The organism is Pantoea sp. Lu_F5_004 (assembly GCF_051136245.1).
Lineage (GTDB): Bacteria > Pseudomonadota > Gammaproteobacteria > Enterobacterales > Enterobacteriaceae > Pantoea > Pantoea agglomerans.
Genome location: NZ_CP194946.1, coordinates 3,139,240 through 3,163,197, shown reverse-complemented (window position 1 = coordinate 3,163,197; position 23,958 = coordinate 3,139,240). Strand labels below are relative to the sequence as shown.

Sequence of the window (23,958 nt, the reverse complement as noted above, 5' to 3'; positions counted from 1 at the left end):
ATGTATTGTCTATACTTAGCTTCTTTACCAACAGGAGGAACGACATGACCATTCATAAGAAAGGTTCGGCGCATTGGGAAGGCGATATCAAAGGCAAAGGTACCGTCAGCACCGAGAGCGGCGTGCTGAGCCAGCAGCCTTATGGCTTTAACACCCGTTTTGAAGGCGCCAAAGGCACCAACCCGGAAGAACTGATTGGTGCGGCGCATGCAGCCTGTTTCTCTATGGCGCTGTCGCTGATGCTGGGCAACGCGGGTCATCCGCCGGAAAGCATTGATACCACGGCCGACGTGTCGCTGGATAAAAAAGGCGATGGCTTTGCCATCACCAAAGTGGCACTGACCAGCACCATCTCGCTGCCAGGCATTGATGAGTCGACCTTCGATGAGATCATCAATAAAGCCAAAGCGGGCTGCCCGGTTTCTCAGGTACTGAACGCGGAAATTACGCTGGATTACACCCTGAACAACTGATGCCGGTAACGGGTCGCCTTTTGGCGGCCCGGGCGTTATGCTATGCCTCACCGGTCCTGTTGCTGACCGGAACAGATGCGCCTTCTGGCGCATCTTCGCTTTCTGAACAGAGGAAACTGAGGTGACAAGATACCGGGCAGCCAAAAAGTACTGGAAGATGGTGCTGGTTCTGTTGTGCATCTGTGGCGCGCTGCTGCTGATCCGCTGGGCTGCCATGATCTGGGCCTGAACAGATGAAGGGGATTGGCCGCCACACGCTGGGCATATTATTAATGGTGATTATTGTGCTGGAAGCGGTTCACTATCTGCTTACTGCCTCATGGCTGCCGTGGCGATAAACGCGCTCAGACAAAGGCATCCTCGCGCCTTTTAGCCCGCACATCGCTGCGCGCAATGCGATAAGCCTTGCGGGGATCGCCCACCACAAACTCAAAGGTTGGCGTGTAGTAAAATGGCAACCAGCCGCCATAGCTGCTCTCCCACTCCCATCGGACGGGGCAGGGCCACAGAATGCCATCATACAAAAGATAGTAAACCCAGCGTCCACCAGGACGACGGGGGCGTGATGTTTTCATGGGATTCACAACGATAATGGTTAACAACAGCTTATATTTTGTACGCTAAAGCGTCAGCTTGCAACGTTACAGCCCTGCTTTATTGAACCTTGCCCTGAATTAGCGATGTACTTCGCCGCACAGCAGTACCACATTCGGTCTGACTTTATGAATGCGGTTCGCCATCGTTTCACAGTCGACCTTCGTCGGATAGATGCGGTCTGATACCGGCAGCGCCTCGCAGGCATCGTAGCCGCATGCGCTCACTAACAACACAAATCCTATCAACATAGATCCTCTCCTTTACACGGTCTGGTGGTCCGGACTGTGGTGCTTTTTATCCCTTTTTAACATCCAGTATAGACAAACGTGCCGGGGCAGCATTGTCAGCGTGAGCTATGGTCCGCCAGCCAGGGGGTGATGCGGCGGTCTGTAAGGTGTGTCAGAAGGGGCGGGCCTGGCGCTAGCCTGCGAAATACCATGCGGGCAGCAGCGCAATCAGGTTATTCAGCGTGTGCAGGAAGATGGGCAGCGCCAGACTGTTACTCCGCAGCCGGGCATAACAGAGCAGTAGCGAAAACAGCGTCAGGGCGATAAGGGTCTGCCAGTGCACATACTGCGTATGCATCACCGCAAACAGCAGTGAGGTCAGCAGCATACAGGCGAAGCGACTTCGCGGCGCCCACAGCAAAAAGCCCTGCAACAGAAAACCGCGGAACAGCACCTCTTCAAACACCGGCGCCAGCAGCACGGCGGTGAGCAGCAGGATCAGCAGCGAATTACGTCCCTGCTGGGCCTGCATCACCAGCCATCCTTCCGGCTGCATGAACTGCATCTGTGCGGCCATCAGAACAAACAGCGCGCCAGTAAACAGCAGAGTCTGCAGCGTGCAGAGTTCACCCAGCGGCAGGTCGGTGCGGCGCTGGCAGTAAAAGCGGTATAGCGGATAGATAACAGCAAATTCGAACAGGCAGAGCACCGGCACCAGCAGGCCGTCATTACGCAGCACGCTGTAATTAGGGAACAGCGTAATCAGCATGGTAACCAGGTAATAGACCACAAAGCTGCCGACGTAGAACAGCGTCAGTGTCACTCTGTCGGAATTGGTATTCATAGGCGACTCTGCCAGCGAAGGTTAGCGCATAGTAGCAATGCACCAGATCGCTGTCGAGTCAGCCTGTAACACAATATTTAAGCGCAAAATGTTAACCGCAGACTAAACACCCGCGCGCGCGCGCCGATAACTGAGGAAACTAATCTGGTCAGCACTGCATGTTGTATTGCAGGCCCGTCATCTCAAACTCTGACTGTGTAGTGAGCACTCTTAATGACTTCTAACCCTCCGGCGCCACCCTTGCCTCCATTCAGACATGCCGCTGAAGACCGCACTGTCCGCTTTACGCGGCGCAGCCTGCGCACACTTTCGCTGCTGCTGTTTGGCGTGCTGGTGCTCTCGATGCTGATGGTACTGACGATTGCGCAGCGGCAAAACAGCTTATCGATTGAGCATGACCAGTTGCTGATGCAGCAGGCGTGGAAAAATCGTCAGGAGTCGATGGTCACGGATATCCGGGACTATGCGTTCTGGGGCGAAGCCTGGCGTAATCTCCATGTCAGGGTCAACAAAGTCTGGGCTTATGACGAAGAGAACTTTGGTCCGGGCCTCTACGAAGAGTATCACTATGAGGGCGTGTTCGTGGTCGACGGCAACGGTCGCACCACGTACAGCGTCATTAATGGGCAGCTGGTGGATACGCCGCTGGAAGCCTGGCTGGGAAAAGAGACTCCAGCGCTGATTGCGGCGGCACGTCAGCGCAACGACGCGGCGATAACCCGTGATGCGCTGATTAATCATCTGCCCGCCATTGTGGTTGCCGCCCCCATCGGCAGCGGCAAACTGACGAATATGCCGCCAATGGCGGGGCCAGCGTCAGTCATGGTGTTTGTGAATCTGTTCACACCTGCCAAATTACAGGCGCTGGGCGCCACGCTGGATGTGCGCGAACTGCGCCTGCCCGTCAGTGCAGGGGATGCCCTGCGAGAACCGCGGATGGTGCAACCGTTACCCGGTGGCGATCTGATTGTGCTGCGCTGGACGCCAAAGATGCCTGGCATGGGCCTGGTCTGGTTTCTGTTACCACTGCTGATGCTCATGGCGATTATTATTGGCATTATCACCCATCGCGTAAGCCGCCATGCGCTCTCCAATGCGATTCTCTCTGACCGGCGCTTTGCCCTGCTGGCGATCAGTCAGCAGGAGCTGGCCAACAGTGAAGCGCGGTTTCGCGATCTCGCTGAGGCGGCGTCAGACTGGATCTGGGAAACGGATGGAGAGGGCCGCCTGATTTACCTGTCAGCGCGCTTTCAAACCGTGACCGGCCACGATATTACACACTGGCTGGGCCGTCACATCGATCACCTGCTGACGCATCCCAGCCATTCGCTGGTCGCCTGGCTGCAGCGTCAGGAGGAGGAGGGGCAACAGATGCCACTGCGCTGTCAGTTTATGTCGGCGCACGGCAACCGCCGTATCGGCCAGCTGGTCGCGAAAACAATCTGGCATGACACGCGACGTATCGGGTTTCGCGGCACGGTATCTGACATCACTCAGAGCATGGAAGCCGAGGCGCGCATTCATTTTTTGTCGCGTCATGACGTCTTAACCGGCCTGTCGAACCGCGTACAGCTGCAGGAGTTTCTGACGCTACACCTTGAACTGCCTGATGGCGCTGCGCCGCTGACGCTGATTACCCTCGATCTTGATCAGTTCAGGCCGATTAATGAAACCTGGGGCCATGCGGCGGGCGATGAGGTGCTGAGCCAGATAGCGCAGCGTCTGAAGCGCTGTATCGGCCCGCAGGAGCTGGTGGCGCGGCTGAGTGGCGATGAGTTTGTGCTGGTGTTGCGTGAAACGAACCGTGAGCGGGTCGATCAGCGTTGTGCTCAGCTGGTGCATGAGGTTCAGCAGCCCATCAGCACCGGCCAGCATGTCCACTATCTCACCGTCAGCATGGGGATTGCCTGTGTACCGCAGGATGCCAGCCATCCGGAAGCGCTGCTGCAAATGGCGGATATCGCCCTGAATGAAGCGCGTGAAGCGGGACGCAATCAGTGGGTCTGGTATGCCAATGAGATGGCCAGTCAGCGTGAGGATAAGCGTGAAATGGCGCGGCGGATTGAGAAAGCGCTGAAGAACAATGAATTTCGCCTGCACTATCAGCCCCGTTATCAACTGCTGACGGGTCAGCTGGCGGGTGCCGAGGCGCTGATTCGCTGGCAGATTGCGCCGGATGAGTGGATTACCCCCGATCACTTTATTCCGCTGGCGGAAGAGAGCGGTCTCATCGCCACCATCAGCGACTGGGTGTTGATGCGGGCGTGTGAGGATGCGCTGGGATGGGGGGGCGATCGCTATGTTTCGGTTAATATTTCGCCAATGGAGTTCCGCACCAGCGATTTAGTACAGCGGGTTGCAGATGTGCTGGCAAAAAGCGGCCTGCCGGCTACCCGGCTGGAGCTGGAGATCACGGAGAACGTGACCTTTGAACATCCGCAGCATGCGCTTGAGGTGATGCAGGGTTTACGGTCACTCGGGGTAAGGTTAACCGTTGATGACTTCGGCACCGGCTATGCTGCCCTGGGCTACCTGAAGACCTTCCCGTTTAATGGGCTGAAGATCGATCGCTCCTGGATGAAAGATTTCCCGGAGTCGCAGCAGGCGCAATCAGTGGTCGCGGGGATTATTGCGCTGGCACGCGCCTTTGCCCTGACAATTACGGCTGAGGGAATTGAGACAGAAGCGCAGCTGAACCAGCTAAAACAGCTCTCGTGCGAAGAGGGGCAAGGCTACTTCCTCGGTCGACCGATGCCCCTGGCTGCATTCAGTACGCTTCTGGAAAGAACCGCGCAGAACCAGGCTGAACCCGTTTAACGGACTTTGACCGCCACGGCGGTCATCAGCATTGCGCAGACGACAAAAATAATCAGTTCCATCATGACCTCCACAGGACTAAGACTATTCTTAATATTGTAGTTCCCCGGTGTGCTTTTTTTAGGCAATGAGTGCGATTAATCTTAAAAAAATGATCTGTGCCGCGACCCGTTTAATCGTGCTGTAACAACTTTACTTTTTAGGGGTTCAGGTCAGCAGGTGCGCTTTGCTACTCTTGGGGCAGGGTTTTACACGTCCAACAGGAGAATCAACGTGAAATATTATGGAAAAGGGCTGCTGGTAGTGGGGCTGTTTGCATTAACCGCCTGTCAATCTGCCTCTAAGCCCGATAACGCCAGTGTGGCGCACGATCCCGAAGCTGACCGCTGTGGTGCCTCTCAGTTTCAGAATTATGTCGGCAAACCGTTAACCGCGCTGCAGGGTCAGCACTTCGAACAGAAGGTCCGCGCCATTCCCTATAATTCTGCCGTCACCATGGACTTCAACCTTAACCGGCTGAACTTCCTGGCTGACAAAAATGGCAATATCAGCTCAGTTTATTGTGGTTAACCGCAAAGATGTCATAGGTTTGTCATAACGGCAGGCGAGGATAGCAGCGCGTTTAAGAAACTTCCTCGTCACACAATAGATAGTGCTCGTCTTGTTTATTCCCGCCCCGGCGGGAATTTTTTTAGCGGCTTCAGGCCGTAACAGGAGCAGAGAAGATGAAACGCATAATCGGGGCACTTCTGCCCGCATTGTTACTCAGCAGCACACTGGCGCAGGCTTCCAGTGAAGAGGCCTGGCAAAAGAGCCGTCAGGTGATGGTGCAGGCCTGCATTAACGCCAGTCATCTGAGCAAAGTAAAGGTGCTGGGCGAGGCGATCGAGTATGACGACAATACAGGCTACAGCGCACTGTTGCTGGAGGGACGCTATCCCCAGCCGCAGATGAAAAATAAGCGTGGACGTGAGCTGTGCCTGTTTCAGCGCAGCAGCGGACGAGCCAGCATCAGCGAAGCGGATAAATTGCGCTGGGTGAAGTAGGTGGTGGGTTTACGCCTCCGGCTGCGTGTCGATCAACTGCGCCAGCAGGGTGCGATAACGCTGCAACTGTGTCTCGTCGCCTTCCACTTCCAGTTTATCGATAACCCGCGCAATAAGGACTTTATTGGTGGCGGGTTCTCCCGCTTCCATTATTTCACGCAGAATTACGGCCAGCAGATCGGACTCAGGCGGTATTCGCCAGTCCGGGCTGTTAAAATAGTCGCTGATAGCACGGCTGGCGCTGTTAGGTTGTACTCTCATTACCCACCTCCGCTAAAACAAGACCCCCTCCCTTACACCTGAGCATAAGAGCGTATAACCATGAAATAAGCTGGTTCGCCTCAGCGTAGCCGGACGGTCTGCACCGTTTTTTGCGGAGGATGTCGCGCCGATTAAAAAGATTGCCACACCGCCGCGGCTGGCGGTTTTTTAAACATAGAAGCGGGGTGAAGAGTTGTCAGTAACAGAATGACATATTTTTCTATATTGACGAGCCGGGTCAGGGAAGATCGCGTCGGGGCAGACCACCGGCCGCGTGCTTCGCGGCTAAAAACCCGGCGGGCTGGAAAATTTGCGCCGGTGATTGCGCTGAATCAGAGAGGAATCCGGTCTTTTGCCATTTGTGCCATGTTTTGTCGGTCACGCTGAGAATAGCCGCGTTAGACTGAGCATTCCCTCTCTTTAATATATCTGCTCATGCCACGCACTATAGAACCCTGGAAGATAAACCTGATCTCGGTCTGGTTTGGCTGTTTTTTTACCGGCCTGGCCATCAGCCAGATCATCCCGTTTCTGCCGCTCTACCTTGAGCAGCTTGGCATAACCGGTGGCGAATCACTGAGCCTCTGGTCGGGTCTAACCTTCAGTATCACCTTTGTGGTCTCGGCGGCCGTAGCGCCGCTGTGGGGCAGTCTTGCCGATCGCAAAGGCCGTAAGCTGATGCTGCTGCGCGCCGCTTTTGGCATGGGCGTGGTGATTCTGCTACAGGCTTTTGTCACCGAAGCCTGGCAGTTACTGCTGCTGCGGGCCCTGATGGGGCTGACATCCGGATATATTCCCAACGCCATGGCGCTGGTGGCCGCTCAGGTGCCGCGTGAACGCAGCGGCTGGGCGCTGAGCTGTGTCTCAACCGGCCAGATTGGTGGGGTGATTCTGGGGCCGATGCTGGGCGGGCTGCTGGCAGACTGGGTCGGTTTACGTACGGTGTTTATTGTCACCGCAGCGCTGCTGATGGTCAGCTTTCTGGTGACGCTGTTCCTGATCAAGGAGACCGGTTACACCCCGGTGAGTAAAAAGGAGAAGCTCAGCGGACGCGAGGTTTTCCGCTCGCTGGATAATCCAAAACTGATGCTCTGCCTCTTTTTCACCACCATGGTGATCCAGATGTGCAACGGATCGGTGAACCCGATCCTGACGCTCTTTGTGCGGGAACTGGCACCCACCGCTGAGAATATCGCTTTTCTTAGCGGGGTCATTGCCGCGCTGCCTGGCGTCTCTGCGCTGCTGGCCGCACCTCGTCTGGGACGGCTCGGCGATCGCATCGGCACGCAGCGTATCCTGCTGGCAACGATGGTCATCTCGCTGCTGCTGTTTATCGCCATGTCGTTTGTCACCAGCACGACACAGCTGGGGGTATTACGTTTTCTGCTGGGCTTTGCCGATGGCGCGATGATGCCCGCGGTGCAGACGCTGCTGGTGCGTCACTCGCGTGACAACATTACCGGCCGGATCTTCGGCTACAACCAGTCCTTTATGTATCTCGGCAATGTCGCGGGTCCGCTGCTGGGCGCTGCGGTGTCGGCGGTGGCCGGTTTCCGCTGGGTCTTTTTTGCCACCGCCGTGGTCGTGCTGATTAACGTGCTGTTTCTGAAGCGCTTTTACCGGCGTCCGAAGACAGTGCTGCCCGCGTCGGCTGGCAAATCGTCAGTTCAGCCTGCCAGCGCTGCTGAGTCAGCAAAAACTCAGGACTGACGCTGGGGCTCCAGGAGTCATCGCCGCCGACACCCATGTGAAAGGCATCCAGATGCAGCCAGCAGCCCGCTTCCGGACGCAGATGGTGGCGGTGTGATGCCTCCCGCAACTGCTCCAGGCTGAAACGGCTCAGTGAGAAAGCGAAATCGCCGCTGACCTGCCAGCTGCCGCTGTCGAGCTGACGGGTGCCGCAGCGCAGACCGTTCTCACCCGGGAAAACATAAGGCGTTGAGAGCTGATCCAGCGGCAGCTCCCAGCGGGAAAACTGCGCGGCCAGCTGGCGATCGGGATAGTTTTCATGCGGACCCAGGCCGAGCCAGCTCACCTGTTGTGGTATCTGTGTCAGCTCACAGCGTAATCCGATGCGCGCGGGCGGTGGCAATCCGCGCGACTGCTCAACGGAAAGCTGCAACTGCAATTCACCCTGGGCGTTGATCAGATAACGTTTACGGCTGATAAAGGCTATCTGGCCATTGGCGAGCCAGCTGTGCAGCGTTTCAATCTGCACAGCCTGCGGCAACGCATTCGCCGTCATCGACACCAGCTGGCTGCTCATCTGGTCATAACCCGCCGCTTTCCAGCGCTCGACCCAGGCATTGGGATCAACCCGTTCCGCTTCGCTGGCGCCGATGTCATTGTCGAGCGGCGCGCGAATAAAGCAGTCCTGAAGCGGTGAAAGCAGCGTGGGCTGTTCATCCACAAACCACTGCGTCAGTTCGCCGCTGTGGCGTGAAAAATGCCAGCGTTGCTGCTGATGGGTAATGACAATCTCACGGGTATCATCATGCAGGTTCGGTGCTTCGCCGCTTTCCGGCTTTGATGACAGCGCCAGCGATGAGGGCAGCGCCCATTGGTGCCAGGCGACACGCCAGCCAGCTTCGCTCCATTGGGTCGCGTCAATCTGATGAACCGCGACATTAAGCCAGCATTCGCCCTGTAACGCTGGCGGTGACGGCAGCGTGATCCGCTGCTGGCCCTGTGGAGCGATATCCAGCGGCACTTCTCCTTCCGTTACTACACGACCCGCCTGCTCGATGCGCCAGCGCAGCACTTCGTTGTCACTGTGGCGGAACAGATAGTCGCTGCTGACCGTAAAGCTCAGCGGATCGCCGGGATCGACGGCAAACTGCCAGAACTGCTGGGCGCACTGCGCCTCATAAAGCGCCGGATGCGGCGTGCGATCGGCAAATATCAGCCCGTTCATACAGAACTGACGATCGTTGGGTTTATCGCCAAAATCGCCGCCGTAAGCCTGCCAGGGTTCGCCCTGATCGTCATAGCGGGTCAGGCTCTGATCAACCCAGTCCCAGACGAAGCCGCCCTGCAGACGCGGAAACTGGCGGAAGGCCTGCCAGTACTTTGCGAAACCGCCGAAGCTGTTGCCCATGGCATGCGCGTACTCACACAGGATCAGCGGACGCGTCTCACCCGGCAGACCGATCCACTTTTTCAGCGACCATTTCGGCACCGCCGGGAAGGGCTGATCTTCATCAACCCTGGCATACATCGGGCAGATGATATCGGTAGCGGCGGTATCCGCACCGCCGCCTTCATACTGAACCGGACGCGTTGGGTCGCTGCTTTTTATCCAGCGGTAGAGCGCATCGTGCGTAGCACCATGTCCTGACTCATTGCCCAGCGACCAGATAATAATGCTGCAGTGATTACGATCGCGCTGCACCATGCGCGTCACGCGTTCGCTATAGGCGGCGAACCAGCGGGGATCATCGGAGAGCCGGTTCATCGGCTGCATACCGTGGGTTTCGATATTGGCCTCATCCACCACATAAAGCCCATACTGATCGCACAACCGGTACCAGAGCGGATGATTAGGGTAGTGCGAACAGCGCACCGCATTAAAATTGTGCTGCTTCATCAGCTCGATGTCGCGGCGCATCGTCGCCTCATCCACCACCTGACCGCGCTCCGGATGATGCTCATGACGGTTGGTGCCCCGGATCAGCAGCGGTTTGCCGTTCAGGCAGAGCAGGCCGTTGTCGATGGTGACCTGACGGAAGCCGACATCATAGGCTTCCACCTCGATCAGCTGCTGATTCTCATCCAGCAGCGCCAGCGTGGCGCGATAGAGATGGGGCGTTTCGGCACTCCACAGCGAAGGCTGTTCCACCGGCAGGCTGAGCAGGGCGCGTTCGGGATAGTGACCCCGCTCGTCAATAATGGCACTGCCCAGCGGCTGCTGACACTGAGCAATCTTCTGGTCACCCTGCCACAGCGTCAGGCGCAGCTGATAGCGTGAACTGACGTCAGCTGGCAGAGCAACACGAACCCGGGCACGCAATTCGGCACGGTAAAACTCCGGGCTGAGCCGGGTTTCCAGCTGAACGTCGGCCAGATGCACCTGCGGTTTATGCATTAACGTGACGTCGCGGAAAATGCCGCTCATCCGCCACATATCCTGATCTTCCAGATAACTGCCATCGCTCCAGCGCAGCACCATCACTGCCAGCCGGTTTTTGCCCGGCCGCAGATAAGGCGTCAGGTCGAATTCGGCGGGCAGACGACTGTCCTGAGAGTAGCCAATCCAGTGGCCGTTGCACCACAGGTGAAAGGCTGAGTTTACGCCGTCAAAAATGATGCGTGTCTGCCCATTATCCAGCCAGGCTGCGTCAGCGCTGAATGTGAGCGAGTAACATCCGGTTGGATTCTCTGCGGGGACCAGTGGAGGATTGACCGGAATCGGATACTGCACGTTGGTATAAATGGGCGCATCGAAGCCGTGCATCTGCCAGTTGGCCGGAACCGGAAGGGTCGTGGTGTCCGGCAGATCCTGCAGTAACCAGCTGGCCGGGACCGCTTCAGGCTGCGTAAAATAACGGAAACCCCACTCTCCGTTGAGGCTCTGCAGTGACGCCGAGGGGCTGTCATCCCGCGCGGCTGCTTCATCTCGCCAGCTGGCAAATGGCGGGTGCGCATCCAGCCGATGCAGCGAGGTCACGACCGGATTTTCCCAGTCGCGCCGGGAGAGGATGTCACTGAAAGCAGCCTGAGAGAGAGTCATGTTTATATCCTGTAAATGTAATGCGCTCACAATGCGCAAAATTAAGCCGCCTGTAAAGTGTTCCCCCTCCCGATTTTCACAAATAATTTTGCGCCGTAAGCCGGCCGGGATGTTGAGATTGTGCCGCCTTAATGATGGTAAAACGTTAAGCCTGGTCAGCAAAGATGAATAGTCGCCGGATGCGGAAGAATCTCACTTGTCGCCATGCAAGTGGCTCCATACACTCAGCCCGATTTCATCACCCTGAGGTAGATATGGTACGAATCATAAAGCTGGCTGCCGTTGTGGCATTGGTTACTGCATTAAGCGGATGTATTTTCCCGCCTCCAGGCGGCGGCGGAGGTGGCTGGGGCGGACACGGCGGCGGACCAGGCCGCGGATTTGTCGATCCTCGCTAAGCGAATGACCGATATCGGGCGGGCGAAACGTTTAACCACGGCGTTGATTGCAGGGAAAACGTTTCGCTCGCAAGGTTAGCCGGAATCGTCTTAGCAGACGGTGAGGAATGTGGGCTAACTCACTGAAAAAAGTAGCGGTTACCCTCTGTTTTTTTAGGCAGCGTGGTGATAATTTCAGCTTTTCTCCACCGCTGAGATAACAGCATGAAAAACCTGATTGCTGAGTTGCTGGTAAAGCTGGCTGAAAAAGAGGCGACAGCCAAAGAGCAGATGGCGCAAATCGAAGCGCTGGAGATTGTTGTTACCGCGCTGGTTCGCAAGCTGGAGCCGCAACAACTTCTGGCTATAACCACCAGTATTGAAACCGCAATGGACAATGTGGCTGATGCCGATGATAACGATGCGCGTCTGCTGCGCAATTACATCAAAAAGTTACTCAGACATCCTCGTCAGTAACGATCCCGGTGCCAGACTGGAATGGGATCTTCACATCACTTTGACCTGAAACATTTTCCGCTTTGCTTATTCGCTGCCAGAATAACAAAGGACAATCCATTATGGAGATAACAAGATGAAAGTCGGTTTAATGGCGATGATGATGGCGGGCCTGCTGGCGAGCGGACTGGCCGGTGCGGCGGAAAAGACCCCGCAGCAGGAAAAGATGACGATGTGTAACCAGCATGCTAAATCACAGGATCTTAAAGGGGATGCGCGCAAAACCTTTATGAGTGAATGCCTGAAAAAGGACAGTAAGCTGTCGCAGATGTCACCGCAGCAGATGAAAATGAAAAGCTGTAACGGCGAAGCTGGTGATAAAAAACTGGCGGGCGATGCGCGTAAAACCTTTATGAGCCAGTGCCTGAAAAAAAGCTGATTATCCCCCCGGCCACGCAGGTGGCCGCTTCTCTTCCCCGCGCAATGCTGATTAAATTTCCTGCGATAACAGCAGGTTAACCTTCTGATAAACATTCATCGCCAGGCTTCCCGGTTCTTTTGCCACACTTACTGTTTGTGGGGATTTGCGCAGAACCCTGTTTTGCCGCGCAGCACAAGATAAGAACCGCTAAAGGAGCCATGCCGTGAACTATCAATTTACCGTCGACCTGAACGATCTGCCCCAGCGCCAGCCGGTTAAAAAAACGCTCGGCGAGGTGGAGGTGTTACTGATCCGCGAAGGTGACAATGTACGTGCTTACCAGGCGAAATGCCCGCATGCAGGCGCGCCGCTGGAGCAGGGCGCGATTTGCGGCGATCGGCTGGTCTGTCCGTGGCACAAAGCCGCGTTTAATCTGGCCAGTGGAAAAATGTGTGAACCGCTGGCGTTAGCCGATCTCAAACAGTATCCGCTGCGCATTGAAGAGGGCCGGGTGCTGGTGAATCCGAAAGCGATGTCGCCCGCGGCGCCGATTGGCAGTGGAGCAGCCGCACCGGTCTATGTGGTGCTGGGTGGTGGAGCGGCGGGCAGCGCAGCGCTGTGGCGTCTGCGCCATGAAGGCTTCAAAGGCCGCGTGATTCTGGTTGAGCGGGAAGCGGACGCGCCTTACGACCGCACCGCGCTGACCAAATTTGTGCCGTCGGGCAAAATGGATATCAGCGAGGTGCCGCAACTGCTGAAAGCAGATGTGATGGATCACGTTGAACGACTTCAGGCCAGGGTGAGCCGCCTGGATGCTCAGCAGCAACGGCTGATCTTTGAGGATGGCGAGACGCTCCCTTTCGACAAACTGCTGATCGCCAGCGGCGCGTCGCCAGTCCGCCCCGATTTGCCGGGCAGCGATCTCGATGGGGTCCATCTGCTGCGCAGCAAAGCGCAGACCGATGAGCTGCTTCAGGCGGTGGATGCCAGTCATAAGATCGTGATTATCGGCAACAGTTTTATCGGCACCGAACTGGCGTCGGCGCTGCGTAATCGTGACATTGACGTGACGGTAATCGCCCGTCAGGCGTTGCCCTTTGCTAAACAGTTTGGCGATCAGATTGGCCGCTATTTCTATCAGCTGCATGAGCAGAACGGCGTGAAGTGGGTGCAGGGCGAGATCGAAGCCTTACAGGGCGACCAGCAGGTGAGCGGCGTGCAGCTCAAGGGTGGACGGTTGCTGGACGCGACGGTGGTGCTGTTTGCCACCGGGGTTAAACCTGCTACCGACTTTATCCACGATCTCCCGCTGGCAGAGGATGGCAGCCTGCAGGCGGATGAGCAGTTGCGGGTCGCTGACAATATCTGGGTGGCGGGAGATATCGCCACGTATCCATCGGCACAGGGGCCGCTGCGCATTGAGCACTATCGCGTCGCACATCAGCAGGGGCAGACCGCCGCATGGAATATGCTGGGCCAGACCGTCGCCTTTGATCGCGTACCGTTCTTCTGGACCACGCAGTACGCCACCCGCTATGAGTATCTGGGCCACGCGACAGAATGGGATGACTTTCAGCTGATTGGCTCGCTGGAGGATAAAAAGTTTATGGCGTTTTATGGCCAGCAGGGGAAGCTGGCAGCGATCTGCTCATGCGGCATGTATACGCTGACCGCTGAGCTGGTGGAGCGGATGCAGCAACCGATGACGCTTGCCGAGGCAGTGGCGCTCGGTCAGGAACACATCCGTTAATATCTGTTAAGGCGGAGGCAAGGCGGGCCAGCGTACGGGGCCGCCTTGCACATCCTTTGATGATCGGTTAGCTGCGGCTCAGTTTTTCTGACTTCGCCATGCACTGCAGCATCGCTTCCATCACCGCCGAGCGCATGCCTTTCTCTTCCAGCACTTTCACCGCTTCAATGGTGGTGCCGCCTGGGGAGCAGACCATATCTTTGAGTTCAGCCGGATGTTTCCCGGTGGTCAGCACCATCTGCGCTGCCCCTTTCACCGCCTGTGCAGCAAACTGATAGGCCTGAGCGCGTGGCATGCCGCCCAGTACGGCCGCATCGGCCATCGCTTCGATAAACATAAACACGTAGGCCGGCGCAGAACCGCTGACGCCGACCACGGAGTGAATCAGATATTCATCCACCACCGCCGCTTTGCCGAAACTCTCAAAAATCGCTACCACCTCGTCGATTTCCGCCTGCTCAACCAGCACGTTGGGCGTGACCGAGGTCATGCCTTCGCTGACCAGCGAGGGAGTATTCGGCATCGCACGGACAATTTTACGATCGTAACCCAGCACCGATGAGAGCGAATCGAGCGTCACCCCAGCCGCAATCGACACCACCAGCGCCTCTTTTTTCAGGCTGCCTGTCAGCTCTTTTAAGACTTTCAGAATGACATTGGGTTTGACCGCGCCGAACAGGATGTCCACTTCACGCGCCAGCGCTTCAGCGCTCTCGGCTGCGTTGATGCCATACTGCTCAGCCATCGCCTGGTTGGTCTCTGCTTTGCGATCGTAAACGAAGATATCAGACGGGGCGATTTTGCCGCTGTTGACCAGTCCGCCGATTATGGCTTTCGCCATATTTCCCCCGCCGATAAACCCGATTTTCTTTGCCAGCATCGCCATCTCCTTAGGACATTATTCGTTTTTCTCAGTGAGCTAGCTTACTTCAGCCAGCCTGAATAACAAGTCAGCCGGGCGCAGGCTGGAAAGCACGCCGCAAATAAAATTTGCCATTTAAGGGGAACCCGGCAAGATCTTACTCTTCTCTGACTGTAAGGAATCATGATGTTTATCTGGGTCGATGCCGATGCCTGTCCGAATGTAATCAAAGAGGTGCTCTACCGCGCAGCCGACCGCACCGCAACTACCATCACTTTTGTGGCGAACCAGTTTCTGCGTGTGCCGCCCTCACCGTACCTGCGCACCCTGCAGGTGCCTGCCGGATTTGATGTGGCGGACAATGAGATCGTCAGACGTTGTCAGCCCGGCGATCTGGTGATCACCGCCGATATCCCGCTGGCAGCAGAGGTGATTGAGAAGGGGGCGGCGGCCCTGAATCCGCGCGGCGAGCGTTACTCACCGGCGACGATACGTGAACGCCTGACGATGCGGGATTTTATGGATACACTGCGGTCAAGCGGCGTGCAGACCGGCGGCCCGGCGGCGATGAGTCCGCGTGACCGCCAGCAGTTTGCAAATGAGCTGGATAGCTGGCTCACCCAGCAGAAACGCTGAAGTTAAACGAAGCTGTCGTCGTCGTCGTAATCGTTGCCGCCAAAATCATTGAGATCGCTGTTGTCGGCATAATTACTGTCCCAGCCCGTATTCTGGTCGAGGAAGGCGTTGTCGTTACCGCCGTTAAAGGTATCGGCATTGTCATCGCCACCGTTGAAGGTGTTGAGATTGTCATTCACATCGGGCAGGGGTGGCTCATTGATGATATTCACAATCTCTTCCGGCTGTGAATGATGGAACATGCTGGTCAGCATATCGGCCATCACCACACCGCCCGCCACACCCACAGCAGTCTGCAGTGCGCCGCCGAGGAAACCGGTGCCGCGTGGTGCAGGCGCTTGTGCAGGCGCATATTGCGGCTGAGCCGGTTGCTGTGGCGCACCGTTCCACGGTGACGATTGCTGTTGCTGCTGCACAGGCGGCTGCTGACGCGAACCGCTGCCAAACAGCCCGGACAGAAAGCCGCCGCTGCTCTGTGCAGGTTGCTGCTGCTGTTGCTGTTGCTGGGCCATCTGGCTTTCCAGCGCCGATACTTTCTCATTGAGTTTTTTCAGCGCCGCTTCCTGAATCAGGATCGCCTGCGCCATGTAGTAAGGCGCGCCCGGCTGCGCCTGCAGATGCTGGTTAATCAGTTGTTCGGCAGCGGCATCGCGTGCCACGGTCTGGCTTTCAGCCTGTTTCAGACGGCTGAACAGCCCTTCAATCAGTTGTTGTTCTTCGCGTTGCATGATGACTCTCCTGTGGCGATTGTTACCAGTATATGTGGGCGCCAGCGTGAAAAGTAAAATCGGGGCAGTAAGCAAATATTGCCGACGCATTTTAGCCGCTGTTTTGCGAGGTTTTTATCGCTCTGTTACGGCCCTGATGCACAAAACGTGCATGCATTTCCCCTTGAAAACACAAAGATTGTCGCTGCTCAGGGGACGAAAATGCGTAAATCGTGCCTGACAGGTAGAGGCCATAATAATTTCCAGTTATTATGCGTCGCATTAATAAGCTCACCATGCAGCCGCATCGCGCGGTCAGGCGGAGGAACGGCCCTGATGTCACTACCCATCTTTTTGATTGGCGCTCGCGGTTGCGGCAAAACCACGGTCGGCGAGGCGCTGTCGCAGGCGCTGGGCTACGCCTTTACGGATACCGATCACCATCTGCAACTCAGCACGCAGCGCAGTGTGACGGAGATTGTGGCGGCGGAAGGCTGGGAAGGTTTCCGCGCTCGTGAAACGGAATCGCTTAAAGCGGTAACGGCGCCCAGAACCGTCATTGCCACCGGCGGCGGCATGATTCTGGCTGAAGAGAACTGTCGTTTTATGCAGGAACAGGGCCAGGTGATCTGGCTTAGCGCGTCACCCGAGGTGCTGGCGGAGCGGCTGGAAAGTGAACCTGAAGCGGCCCAGCGTCCGACCTTAACCGGCCGTCCGATTGCTGATGAGATGAGTGATGTGCTGCGTGAACGTGCGCATCTCTATCAGGCTGCGGCCCATCATCAGGTGAATGCGATGCAATCGCCTGAGTGCGTGGTAGAGGAGATTCTGCTGTCACTCTCCCTGGCGCGCGCCAGCTAACCCTCAGATTTTTCCCGCTTTGATCCCGCTTCAGACGGCATTGTCTATACTTATCCTATGACAGGCAGCGGCCTGTCCTGTGGAATGTTATTCAGACAAGAGGGACACAGTATGCCGACCAGACCACCGTATCCACGTGAAGCGAAAGTTGTGCCAGTTGAAAAGGGCACTGAAGGTAATAAAGTAACCTCTTACGAATTGCGTGCTGATCATCCCAAACCGAATTCATTAATCAGTGAGCACGAAACGGAAGAAGAAGCGCGTGACGCCAAAGCGCGCTACGAAGACGTTGAAAAAGAGTAAAGCTTTACTGCTGGCAGGGACGCCAGCCTGTCACACCGGATAACTGCTTATTACTGACCCGCCTGACGCTGTGCCTGCATGACGCCTGTTTTTACTCCCACCTGAAGTCGATCGGGTTATTTAAGAAGCGAAATTGACGCAGATTTACTGTCGAATGCTCTCTGCGTATGCTTCTGTTCTGCACTCTCCTTGTCTCGCCAGATAAAGCCCCGCTAATCATTTTTATCCCCTTATTTTCTCTGCTGCCGATCTCTGTGTGAATCAAATTGTCGCTTGACCGATTCAGCGCCACGATTTATTTTCGTCAAACCAACAGAGGAACTTAGTTCCATATAGTGGAACACGTAACATGACCACACTTGAAAATGCTGCCGCCGTACTTCGATTGTTTCAGCACAAAGGTGTGACGCAGGGGCATGTTGGTCTCTCATTTAGTGAGGTGGTTGAGGCGTTAAACCTGCCAAAAAGCACCGTTTCACGTCTGCTGGCCACCATGGAAAGTCAGGGGCTGCTGGAGCGGAATGCGGATACGCGCGGTTATCACATTGGTCGCGTATTGCTGGCTGCTGCCGGACATTACCTTTCGGCACCGCTGGTTGACAGCGTTTCAGCGGCGATGGTCAGGCTGGCTGCGAAGACCGGCTGCATGGGTTACGTGTCGAAGCTCGACGGGCGGGAAGTATTAGTGATGCGTATGTTTCATGGGCGTCACTTTACGCAGATGGTCACGCCGCCGGGCAGTCGGATGCCGGCTGCCGCGACCTCAACCGGCCGGGCGCTGTTAGCGCAGTTAAGTGATGAAGAGGTGCTGGCGCGCTTCCATGATCAATGGCAGGTCGCATCAGCGAACTCGCCGCAAAGTCCTGAGGCACTCTGTGCCAGACTGGCTGAAATCCGCCAGCAGGGCTGGTCACTGGCCCGAAATGAATCGCTGCCAGGCATCAGTTCGCTGTCAGTTATTGTTCATAACAAACATCATGGCGAAACGGTGGCACTCTGCCTGTCGTTTCCGTCTATGGAGACTGAACCGGGTTTCCCGTCAGAGCTCCTTGAAGCATTACGCGCAACGGCCACAGAGATGACCGAAAAATATGGCGCGTAACTTCACACCGTTTTTATCGGCGTAGTACTTTCGCCACACCAGGGAAAACAAAGGCCTTCGGGCCTTTTTCTTTCAATCTGATCGCCACGCTTTACGCAGCACCCCGGTTGCCTGTGTCCGTCTCTCATTGCCTCCTGTATCGGTTCAGCATGCGGAGAGACGACCATCAGCAGTGGCTGTTGCAATCTCTGTGCGCATCAGAGCAGTGAAACTGATAACCGGCGTAAACCGGCCAGCGGGCGGGTAGACGTTATTTCATTTCTTCTGGACAAGGACTGGCGGGGACATATGGAACGGGTAAATCCGATTAAGCACGTTGGCGTGGCACTGGTTTTAATTCTTCTTTCTATCGCGGGTGCCATTATTGGCATTCAGCTGATTACCACCATTGGCGTAACGCCTAACACCTCTATTATCGGCGCGCTGTTTGCCATGCTGCTGGCGCGTATTCCGCTGCAGGCATTCCGCCGTTATCGTTCGATTGAAATCCAGAACCTGGCGCAGACCGCTATCTCTTCAGCCACCTTTGGGGCGGCGAACAGTCTGTTAATGCCGATTGCCGTGCCCTGGGCGCTGGGTGAACCGCAACTGGTCCTGCCGCTGTTCTGTGGCGTCAGCGCCGCGATGCTGCTGGATGCCTGGCTGCTCTATCGGCTGTTTGATACCCGCGTCTTTCCGGCCAGTAATGCCTGGCCACCGGGCGTTGCAGCAGCGGAAGCGATCAAAGCGGGTGATAAAGGCGGACGCCAGGCGTGGCTGCTGGTGCTGGGCATTGTGGGTGGCGTCGTCGGTGCCATGCTGAAGATCCCGATGTCCGCCTTCGGCACCGCGTTTATCGGCAATATCTGGGCGCTGTCGATGCTCGGCATTGGTTTTCTGCTGCGTGCCTATGCGCAGCCGGTGGCCGGTATTGATATTAATGCGCTCTATATTCCGCATGGCGTGATGGTCGGTGCCGGTCTGGTAGCGCTGATTCAGGTCGTGATGGTGATCCGCAGCCGCAAAAATGATGCGCTGGTGGTAAGCCGTAATGGCAATGAGGTGCAGCGGGCGCTGGGTTTCGGCAGCGTGGGTTATATCGTGATTTCGGCGCTGCTCGCGCTGGCGGGCGGCCTGTGGAGTGAGATGGGCATCGCGATGCTGCTGCTGTTTGTTCTCTATGCCGCGTTTGCTGCTTTCGCCCATGAACTGATTGTCGGCATTGCCGCTATGCACTCCGGCTGGTTCCCGGCCTTTGCCGTGGCGCTGATTACGCTGATTATCGGTATTCTGATCGGCTTCCCACCGCTGGCGCTCTGCCTGCTCTGCGGCTTTACCGCCGCCACCGGTCCGGCGTTCGCCGACATGGGGTATGACCTGAAGGCGGGCTTTATCCTGCGCGGCAACGGTGCCGATCTGCAGCAGGAGCTATGGGGACGTCGCATTCAGCTCATCGCAGCTATGATCGCCTTTGTTGTGTCGATTCCGCTGGTCTGGTACGCCCATACCTTCTTCTTTGCTGACAACCTGCTGCCGCCTGTAGCGCGGGTGTATGCCAAAACCATTCAGGCGGGTGCTGAGCCAGGTATCGCCGGTAATCTGCTGATGTGGGCAATTCCGGGTGCGATTATCCAGTTGATCGGCGGACCAAAACGCCAGCTGGGCGTGCTGCTCGCCACCGGTTTATTAATTAATAACGCCATGGCGGGCTGGGCAGTAGTGGTAGGGATCGCCTTACGTATTGTAATCATCCGGATCTGGGGCGAGCGGGGCCGATCGCCTATGGAGGTGATGGCGGCAGGCTTTATTGCCGGTGATGCCCTCTACAGCTTCTTTCATTCGCTGTTTGCCAGCAGCAGCAAGAAATAAAAGGATAAAGCATGAGTTTGCAGCAGACCCTGGCGGTTTTTGAGTTACTGGATAGCGCCCACATTGACGGTCAGCAGGTGGTAGATCTCTTCGCGGCGTATCCTGATGTTGATGCACGCTTTACTCGTGTCTCCGGTCCCAAAGGCCGCACCGATTTTGTGCGCATTGATATCCCGGGGACGCAGGGCAAATCAGGCGGTGGCAGTGCACCGACGCTGGGGATTATTGGTCGCCTTGGTGGCATCGGCGCTCGTCCTGGCCGTATCGGCATGGTGTCAGATGCGGATGGCGCGATCGCGGCCGTTGCCAGCGCGCTTAAACTGGCGCAGATGCAGAGCAAAGGCGACAGGCTCGATGGCGATGTCATCATTACCACTCATATCTGCCCGGATGCGCCAACGCGGCCGCATCTGCCGGTCGATTTCATGGACTCGCCGATTGACGATATCACCATGAATGATAATGAAGTGGTGGCGGGTGTGGATGCGATTCTGTCAATCGACACCACCAAAGGTAACCGCATTATCAACCACAAAGGCTTTGCCCTGTCGCCGACGGTGAAAGAGGGCTACATCCTGCGGGTTTCGGAGGATCTGCTGCGCATCATGGAGATGACCAGCGGCCGTCCGGCGGTGACCTTTCCCATCACCACGCAGGATATTACGCCTTACGGCAATGGGGTTTATCACCTCAACAGCATTCTGCAACCTTCTACCGCCACGGATGTGCCGGTAGTGGGGGTGGCGATCACTGCCGAGTCGGTGGTGCCGGGCTGCGGAACCGGCGCCAGCCATGAAGTGGACATTGCGGCAGCGGCGAAGTTTGCCATTGAGGTGGCCAAGGAGTTTGGTCGTGGAACCTGTCACTTCTACGACGCCGAAGAGTATGCGCGGCTGATTTCGCTCTATGGCAGCCTGGCGCATCTTCGTCACCGGAATCACTAAGATGACGAAACCACTGGTAACGCTGACTATCGGCCAGTCTCCGCGCAGCGATATTCTGCCGCTGCTGCGGCAGCATCTGCCGGATGCGCTGACCGATCACGCCGGTTTACTGGATGGACTCAGCGTCGCAGAGATTGCCACACACTTTGCGCCAGCAGCGGGCGACCGGGTTCTGGTGTCGCGGCTGCAGAGTGGCGAACAGGTGCGGCTGGCGGCGTCGAAAGTGGAGCAGGGATTGCAGCGCAAAATCAGTGCGCTGGAGCAGGCGGGCTATGCGACCATTCTGCTGCTCTGCACCGGTGAATTCAGCAGGCTCCGCACCCAGCGTGCGCTACTGCTGGAGCCGGATCGCCTCATTCCACCGCTCATCTGCGCCATGGTGCAGCAGCAGCGGGTCGGCATTGTCGTGCCGGTTGAGGAGCAGATTGTTGAGCAGGCTGGTAAGTGGCAGCAACTGCCTGCGCAGCCCTGCTTTGCGGTCGCCAGTCCCTATCAGGGCGATCAGGCAACCTTCGCCGATGCTGCAAACAGTCTGAAAGCGCAGGGCGCAGCGCTGGTGGTGCTCGACTGCATGGGGTATCACCAGCAGCATCGGATATGGTTGCAGCAGCGGCTGGGCGTACCGGTTCTGCTCTCTAATCAGCTGGTGGCACGCCTGGCGGCGGAGTTGCTTCCCTGAGGGAAGAGATCACAAACGGCCATCATTTCGCGTGACAGATCAGCGGGTTCCCTTCTACACTGCCAGACACACAACATGTGCTCTGGAGAACTATTATGCTCAACGTAAGTGAGTATTTTGACGGAAAAGTTAAATCTATCGGTTTTGACAGTGCGAGCACCGGCCGCGCCAGCGTGGGCGTAATGGCTGAAGGTGAATACACATTCGGTACCGGCCAGCCGGAGGAGATGACCGTGGTCAGCGGCTCGCTTAAGGTATTACTGCCAGGTGAAACCGAGTGGAAATGGTTTGAAGCGGGTTCGGTGTTTAATGTGCCGGGTCACAGCGAATTTCATCTGCAGGTTGGCGAGCCAAGTTCCTATCTCTGCCGTTACCTGAAAGATTAAAAAAATGGCCGCTAAGCGGTAATGCCAGTCAGTTAAGCGACAGGTGATAACGCAGTCTGGTGCCAGGCAGGGGCTGGCGGTCCTCGCGCCGCTGCGCGGTTCCTTCACTTCATTCGCCTGCCTGACGGACCGCCGGGGATGGCACATCCTGTGCCGCCCCGCCTTTCGCCCGCGTCCTGCGGGCTCTCCTGGCAGACTCATTCTGTTCAGCGCTGCGGATTGCCTGCCCCTGCCCGGCACCTGCCTGCTCTGAAACTTCAGTGTGTATTGTTAAAAAGGGCACGAGCGTGGAGGCCTGAGCGCCTCTGCTGCTGAAAGGGCTATCCGCAGCGCTGAGGCGTGACGGCGGGCCAGAAGTCCACGCCGGGAAGCGTGGACAGTTCGGGGCCGGCCAGGGAGGGCCGATCCCCGAACGGTTCGTCGGCACGACGTCAAAGCCGAAGGTACCGCGTGAGCGGCGCGAGGACGGCCCGGCAGCAGCAGAGGTGCGCTGGCCCGCACTGCGGCTCGCTCGCCCATAAAAAAAGGCTGCCACGTTTGACCGTGACAGCCTTTTACAAATCTAATCTCAACTGACCAGCATTACCGCTTAGCGGCCATTTTTTTGGCGAATATCGTTTGTCAGGATGATTCTGCCGGTGACTGATTAACGCTGGGCTTCGCCGCCCAACGCTTCTACCAGATTGCTGGTCAGTGCGGCCAGTTCGCTGGTCATCAGAATAAAGTCCGCATCAAAGCGCTGTGCAAAATCTTCGCGGTCGATATCGTCGTTCTGGTCGCGCAGTGTGTCGCTGAACTTCAGGCGTTTGATTGAACCGTCATCGGCCAGCATAAACTGAATGCGCTCCTGCCAGTCAAGCGCCAGTTTGGTTACCAGCTTGCCCGCTTCGATGTGGTTGGCGATCTCATCGCACACCAGATCCTGTTTCTTGCAGCGGATAACGCCGCCATCTTCCAGCAGCGCTTTCAGCTCCGCTTCATCCATCAGGGCGAAACCGGCTGGAACGTCACCCGAACGCACCCATTCGGTCAGGGTCAGTTCAATCGGGCTTTCCAGCGTCAGCGGCACCACCGGCAGTGAGCCCAGGCTTTTGCGCAGTAGCGCCAGGGTATCTTCCGCTTTTTTTGCGCTGGCACAGTCAACCATAATCAGGTTGTTGACCGTGTCGATCCAGAGGTAGGTCTGGCTGAAACGGCTGAAGGCGCGCGGCAGCAGGCTGTGCAGCACTTCATCTTTCAGCGAATCTTTTTCGGTCTTCTTGAGCTTGCGGCTCTGCTCAGATTCCAGCTTGTCGATTTTCGCTTCCAGCGCCTGTTTCACCACCGGCGAAGGCAGGATTTTCTCCTCTTTGCGGGCGCAAATCACAATCTGGCCTTTGTTTTCATGGGTCAGCGCATCGCTGCGGTTGCCCATCGGCGAGACCCAGCCGGTCTTGCTCATATCCTGACTGCCACACGGTGAAAACGTGAAGGCGTCGAGCTGCTTTTCCATCTCATCTGCGGACAGCGGAATGTCACGATTCAGACGATAAACCATCATATTTTTAAACCACAACATCGGGATTCCTTACCGTGGCGCGATCGGGCGCACAAGTCTGCGAGAGTCAGCGCGCATGATAGCGAAACATCGGA

At 56.8% G+C, this 23,958-nt stretch carries 25 protein-coding genes; 17 read left to right on the top strand and 8 right to left on the bottom strand.

Annotated elements, in window-relative coordinates:
• Positions 1-44 precede the first annotated feature (44 nt).
• Both ACR8BN_RS14815 and yniD read left to right on the top strand, forming a co-directional pair.
• Positions 45-473 carry an OsmC family protein gene (locus tag ACR8BN_RS14815; protein WP_010255233.1) on the top strand — a complete coding sequence of 143 codons (429 nt, stop codon included), beginning with the start codon at positions 45-47 and terminating at the stop codon, positions 471-473.
• A gap of 121 nt (positions 474-594) precedes the next feature.
• Positions 595-702 carry a small membrane protein YniD gene (yniD, locus tag ACR8BN_RS14810; RefSeq protein ID WP_022625163.1) on the top strand — a complete coding sequence of 36 codons (108 nt, stop codon included), beginning with the start codon at positions 595-597 and terminating at the stop codon, positions 700-702.
• A gap of 115 nt (positions 703-817) precedes the next feature.
• Here the strand turns inward: yniD and ACR8BN_RS14805 are convergent, their stop codons facing one another.
• The 3 genes from ACR8BN_RS14805 to ACR8BN_RS14795 form a co-directional block, all read right to left on the bottom strand.
• Entirely contained in the window at positions 818-1,048 is a 231-nt protein-coding gene (locus ACR8BN_RS14805) for a hypothetical protein (RefSeq protein ID WP_029519422.1), read from the bottom strand.
• A gap of 99 nt (positions 1,049-1,147) precedes the next feature.
• Positions 1,148-1,318 (bottom strand): hypothetical protein, encoded by a 171-nt coding sequence (locus ACR8BN_RS14800; protein WP_434747059.1) that lies wholly within the window; start codon positions 1,316-1,318, stop codon positions 1,148-1,150.
• 172 nt (positions 1,319-1,490) lie between these two features.
• Positions 1,491-2,141: a CPBP family intramembrane glutamic endopeptidase gene (locus ACR8BN_RS14795; protein ID WP_010255238.1), complete on the bottom strand. Its 651-nt coding sequence runs from the start codon at positions 2,139-2,141 to the stop codon at positions 1,491-1,493.
• Positions 2,142-2,354: 213 nt separating this feature from the next.
• Here ACR8BN_RS14795 and ACR8BN_RS14790 point away from each other — a divergent pair, with 213 nt between their 5' ends.
• The 3 genes from ACR8BN_RS14790 (at position 2,355) to ACR8BN_RS14780 (ending at position 6,004) form a co-directional block, all read left to right on the top strand.
• The gene (locus tag ACR8BN_RS14790; protein WP_039391570.1) at positions 2,355-4,958 is read left to right on the top strand and encodes a bifunctional diguanylate cyclase/phosphodiesterase; all 2,604 of its coding nucleotides are present in this window, start codon (positions 2,355-2,357) and stop codon (positions 4,956-4,958) included.
• 273 nt (positions 4,959-5,231) lie between these two features.
• Positions 5,232-5,528: an I78 family peptidase inhibitor gene (locus tag ACR8BN_RS14785; RefSeq protein WP_039391571.1), complete on the top strand. Its 297-nt coding sequence runs from the start codon at positions 5,232-5,234 to the stop codon at positions 5,526-5,528.
• 155 nt (positions 5,529-5,683) lie between these two features.
• Positions 5,684-6,004, top strand: a complete 321-nt coding sequence (locus ACR8BN_RS14780; protein ID WP_010255244.1) for a hypothetical protein — start codon at positions 5,684-5,686, stop codon at positions 6,002-6,004.
• A gap of 9 nt (positions 6,005-6,013) precedes the next feature.
• Here the strand turns inward: ACR8BN_RS14780 and ACR8BN_RS14775 are convergent, their stop codons facing one another.
• Positions 6,014-6,265: a biofilm development regulator YmgB/AriR family protein gene (locus ACR8BN_RS14775; RefSeq protein ID WP_031590354.1), complete on the bottom strand. Its 252-nt coding sequence runs from the start codon at positions 6,263-6,265 to the stop codon at positions 6,014-6,016.
• A gap of 435 nt (positions 6,266-6,700) precedes the next feature.
• On the opposite strand from ACR8BN_RS14775, the gene ACR8BN_RS14770 reads away from it, so the two are divergent.
• Positions 6,701-7,975, top strand: coding sequence for a multidrug efflux MFS transporter (locus tag ACR8BN_RS14770; protein WP_072006690.1), 1,275 nt, complete (start codon positions 6,701-6,703; stop codon positions 7,973-7,975).
• Here the strand turns inward: ACR8BN_RS14770 and ACR8BN_RS14765 are convergent.
• Complete coding sequence (locus ACR8BN_RS14765) at positions 7,857-10,994, bottom strand: beta-galactosidase (RefSeq protein ID WP_434747058.1); 3,138 nt, start codon at positions 10,992-10,994, stop codon at positions 7,857-7,859. The genes ACR8BN_RS14770 and ACR8BN_RS14765 overlap by 119 nt on opposite strands.
• A gap of 602 nt (positions 10,995-11,596) precedes the next feature.
• Here ACR8BN_RS14765 and iraP point away from each other — a divergent pair.
• The 3 genes from iraP to ACR8BN_RS14750 all read left to right on the top strand — a co-directional run bounded on the left by iraP (position 11,597) and on the right by ACR8BN_RS14750 (position 13,998).
• Positions 11,597-11,848 (top strand): anti-adapter protein IraP, encoded by a 252-nt coding sequence (gene iraP, locus ACR8BN_RS14760; RefSeq protein ID WP_434747057.1) that lies wholly within the window; start codon positions 11,597-11,599, stop codon positions 11,846-11,848.
• A gap of 115 nt (positions 11,849-11,963) precedes the next feature.
• The gene (locus ACR8BN_RS14755; RefSeq protein ID WP_039391578.1) at positions 11,964-12,266 is read left to right on the top strand and encodes a PsiF family protein; all 303 of its coding nucleotides are present in this window, start codon (positions 11,964-11,966) and stop codon (positions 12,264-12,266) included.
• 205 nt (positions 12,267-12,471) lie between these two features.
• Complete coding sequence (locus tag ACR8BN_RS14750; RefSeq protein ID WP_115758010.1) at positions 12,472-13,998, top strand: FAD-dependent oxidoreductase; 1,527 nt, start codon at positions 12,472-12,474, stop codon at positions 13,996-13,998.
• A gap of 67 nt (positions 13,999-14,065) precedes the next feature.
• Here the strand turns inward: ACR8BN_RS14750 and proC are convergent, their stop codons facing one another.
• A complete protein-coding gene (proC, locus tag ACR8BN_RS14745) occupies positions 14,066-14,878 on the bottom strand; it encodes a pyrroline-5-carboxylate reductase (protein ID WP_031590347.1) in 813 nt (270 codons plus the stop codon).
• 168 nt (positions 14,879-15,046) lie between these two features.
• Between proC and ACR8BN_RS14740 the strand changes: the two genes are divergently transcribed.
• A complete protein-coding gene (locus ACR8BN_RS14740; RefSeq protein WP_010255266.1) occupies positions 15,047-15,496 on the top strand; it encodes a YaiI/YqxD family protein in 450 nt (149 codons plus the stop codon).
• Between the two features lie 2 nt (positions 15,497-15,498).
• On the opposite strand, the gene ACR8BN_RS14735 is transcribed toward ACR8BN_RS14740, so the two are convergent.
• Positions 15,499-16,224: a DUF2076 domain-containing protein gene (locus ACR8BN_RS14735; protein ID WP_434747056.1), complete on the bottom strand. Its 726-nt coding sequence runs from the start codon at positions 16,222-16,224 to the stop codon at positions 15,499-15,501.
• A 315-nt stretch (positions 16,225-16,539) separates the two neighbouring features.
• Here ACR8BN_RS14735 and aroL point away from each other — a divergent pair, with 315 nt between their 5' ends.
• The 7 genes from aroL to ppnP all read left to right on the top strand — a co-directional run bounded on the left by aroL (position 16,540) and on the right by ppnP (position 22,326).
• Positions 16,540-17,064 (top strand): shikimate kinase AroL, encoded by a 525-nt coding sequence (gene aroL, locus ACR8BN_RS14730; protein ID WP_039391580.1) that lies wholly within the window; start codon positions 16,540-16,542, stop codon positions 17,062-17,064.
• Positions 17,065-17,175: 111 nt separating this feature from the next.
• Entirely contained in the window at positions 17,176-17,367 is a 192-nt protein-coding gene (locus ACR8BN_RS14725; RefSeq protein ID WP_010255272.1) for a YaiA family protein, read from the top strand.
• A 349-nt stretch (positions 17,368-17,716) separates the two neighbouring features.
• Positions 17,717-18,469 carry an IclR family transcriptional regulator gene (locus ACR8BN_RS14720; RefSeq protein ID WP_022625155.1) on the top strand — a complete coding sequence of 251 codons (753 nt, stop codon included), beginning with the start codon at positions 17,717-17,719 and terminating at the stop codon, positions 18,467-18,469.
• A gap of 288 nt (positions 18,470-18,757) precedes the next feature.
• Complete coding sequence (locus tag ACR8BN_RS14715; protein WP_010671176.1) at positions 18,758-20,317, top strand: OPT/YSL family transporter; 1,560 nt, start codon at positions 18,758-18,760, stop codon at positions 20,315-20,317.
• Positions 20,318-20,328: 11 nt separating this feature from the next.
• Positions 20,329-21,261: a DUF1177 domain-containing protein gene (locus ACR8BN_RS14710; RefSeq protein ID WP_033766613.1), complete on the top strand. Its 933-nt coding sequence runs from the start codon at positions 20,329-20,331 to the stop codon at positions 21,259-21,261.
• Position 21,262: 1 nt separating this feature from the next.
• Positions 21,263-21,940, top strand: coding sequence for an AroM family protein (locus tag ACR8BN_RS14705; RefSeq protein WP_109654102.1), 678 nt, complete (start codon positions 21,263-21,265; stop codon positions 21,938-21,940).
• A 95-nt stretch (positions 21,941-22,035) separates the two neighbouring features.
• Positions 22,036-22,326 carry a pyrimidine/purine nucleoside phosphorylase gene (gene ppnP / locus ACR8BN_RS14700; RefSeq protein ID WP_009091800.1) on the top strand — a complete coding sequence of 97 codons (291 nt, stop codon included), beginning with the start codon at positions 22,036-22,038 and terminating at the stop codon, positions 22,324-22,326.
• A gap of 646 nt (positions 22,327-22,972) precedes the next feature.
• Here the strand turns inward: ppnP and rdgC are convergent.
• Positions 22,973-23,884 (bottom strand): recombination-associated protein RdgC, encoded by a 912-nt coding sequence (gene rdgC, locus ACR8BN_RS14695; protein ID WP_060679557.1) that lies wholly within the window; start codon positions 23,882-23,884, stop codon positions 22,973-22,975.
• Positions 23,885-23,958 lie beyond the last annotated feature (74 nt).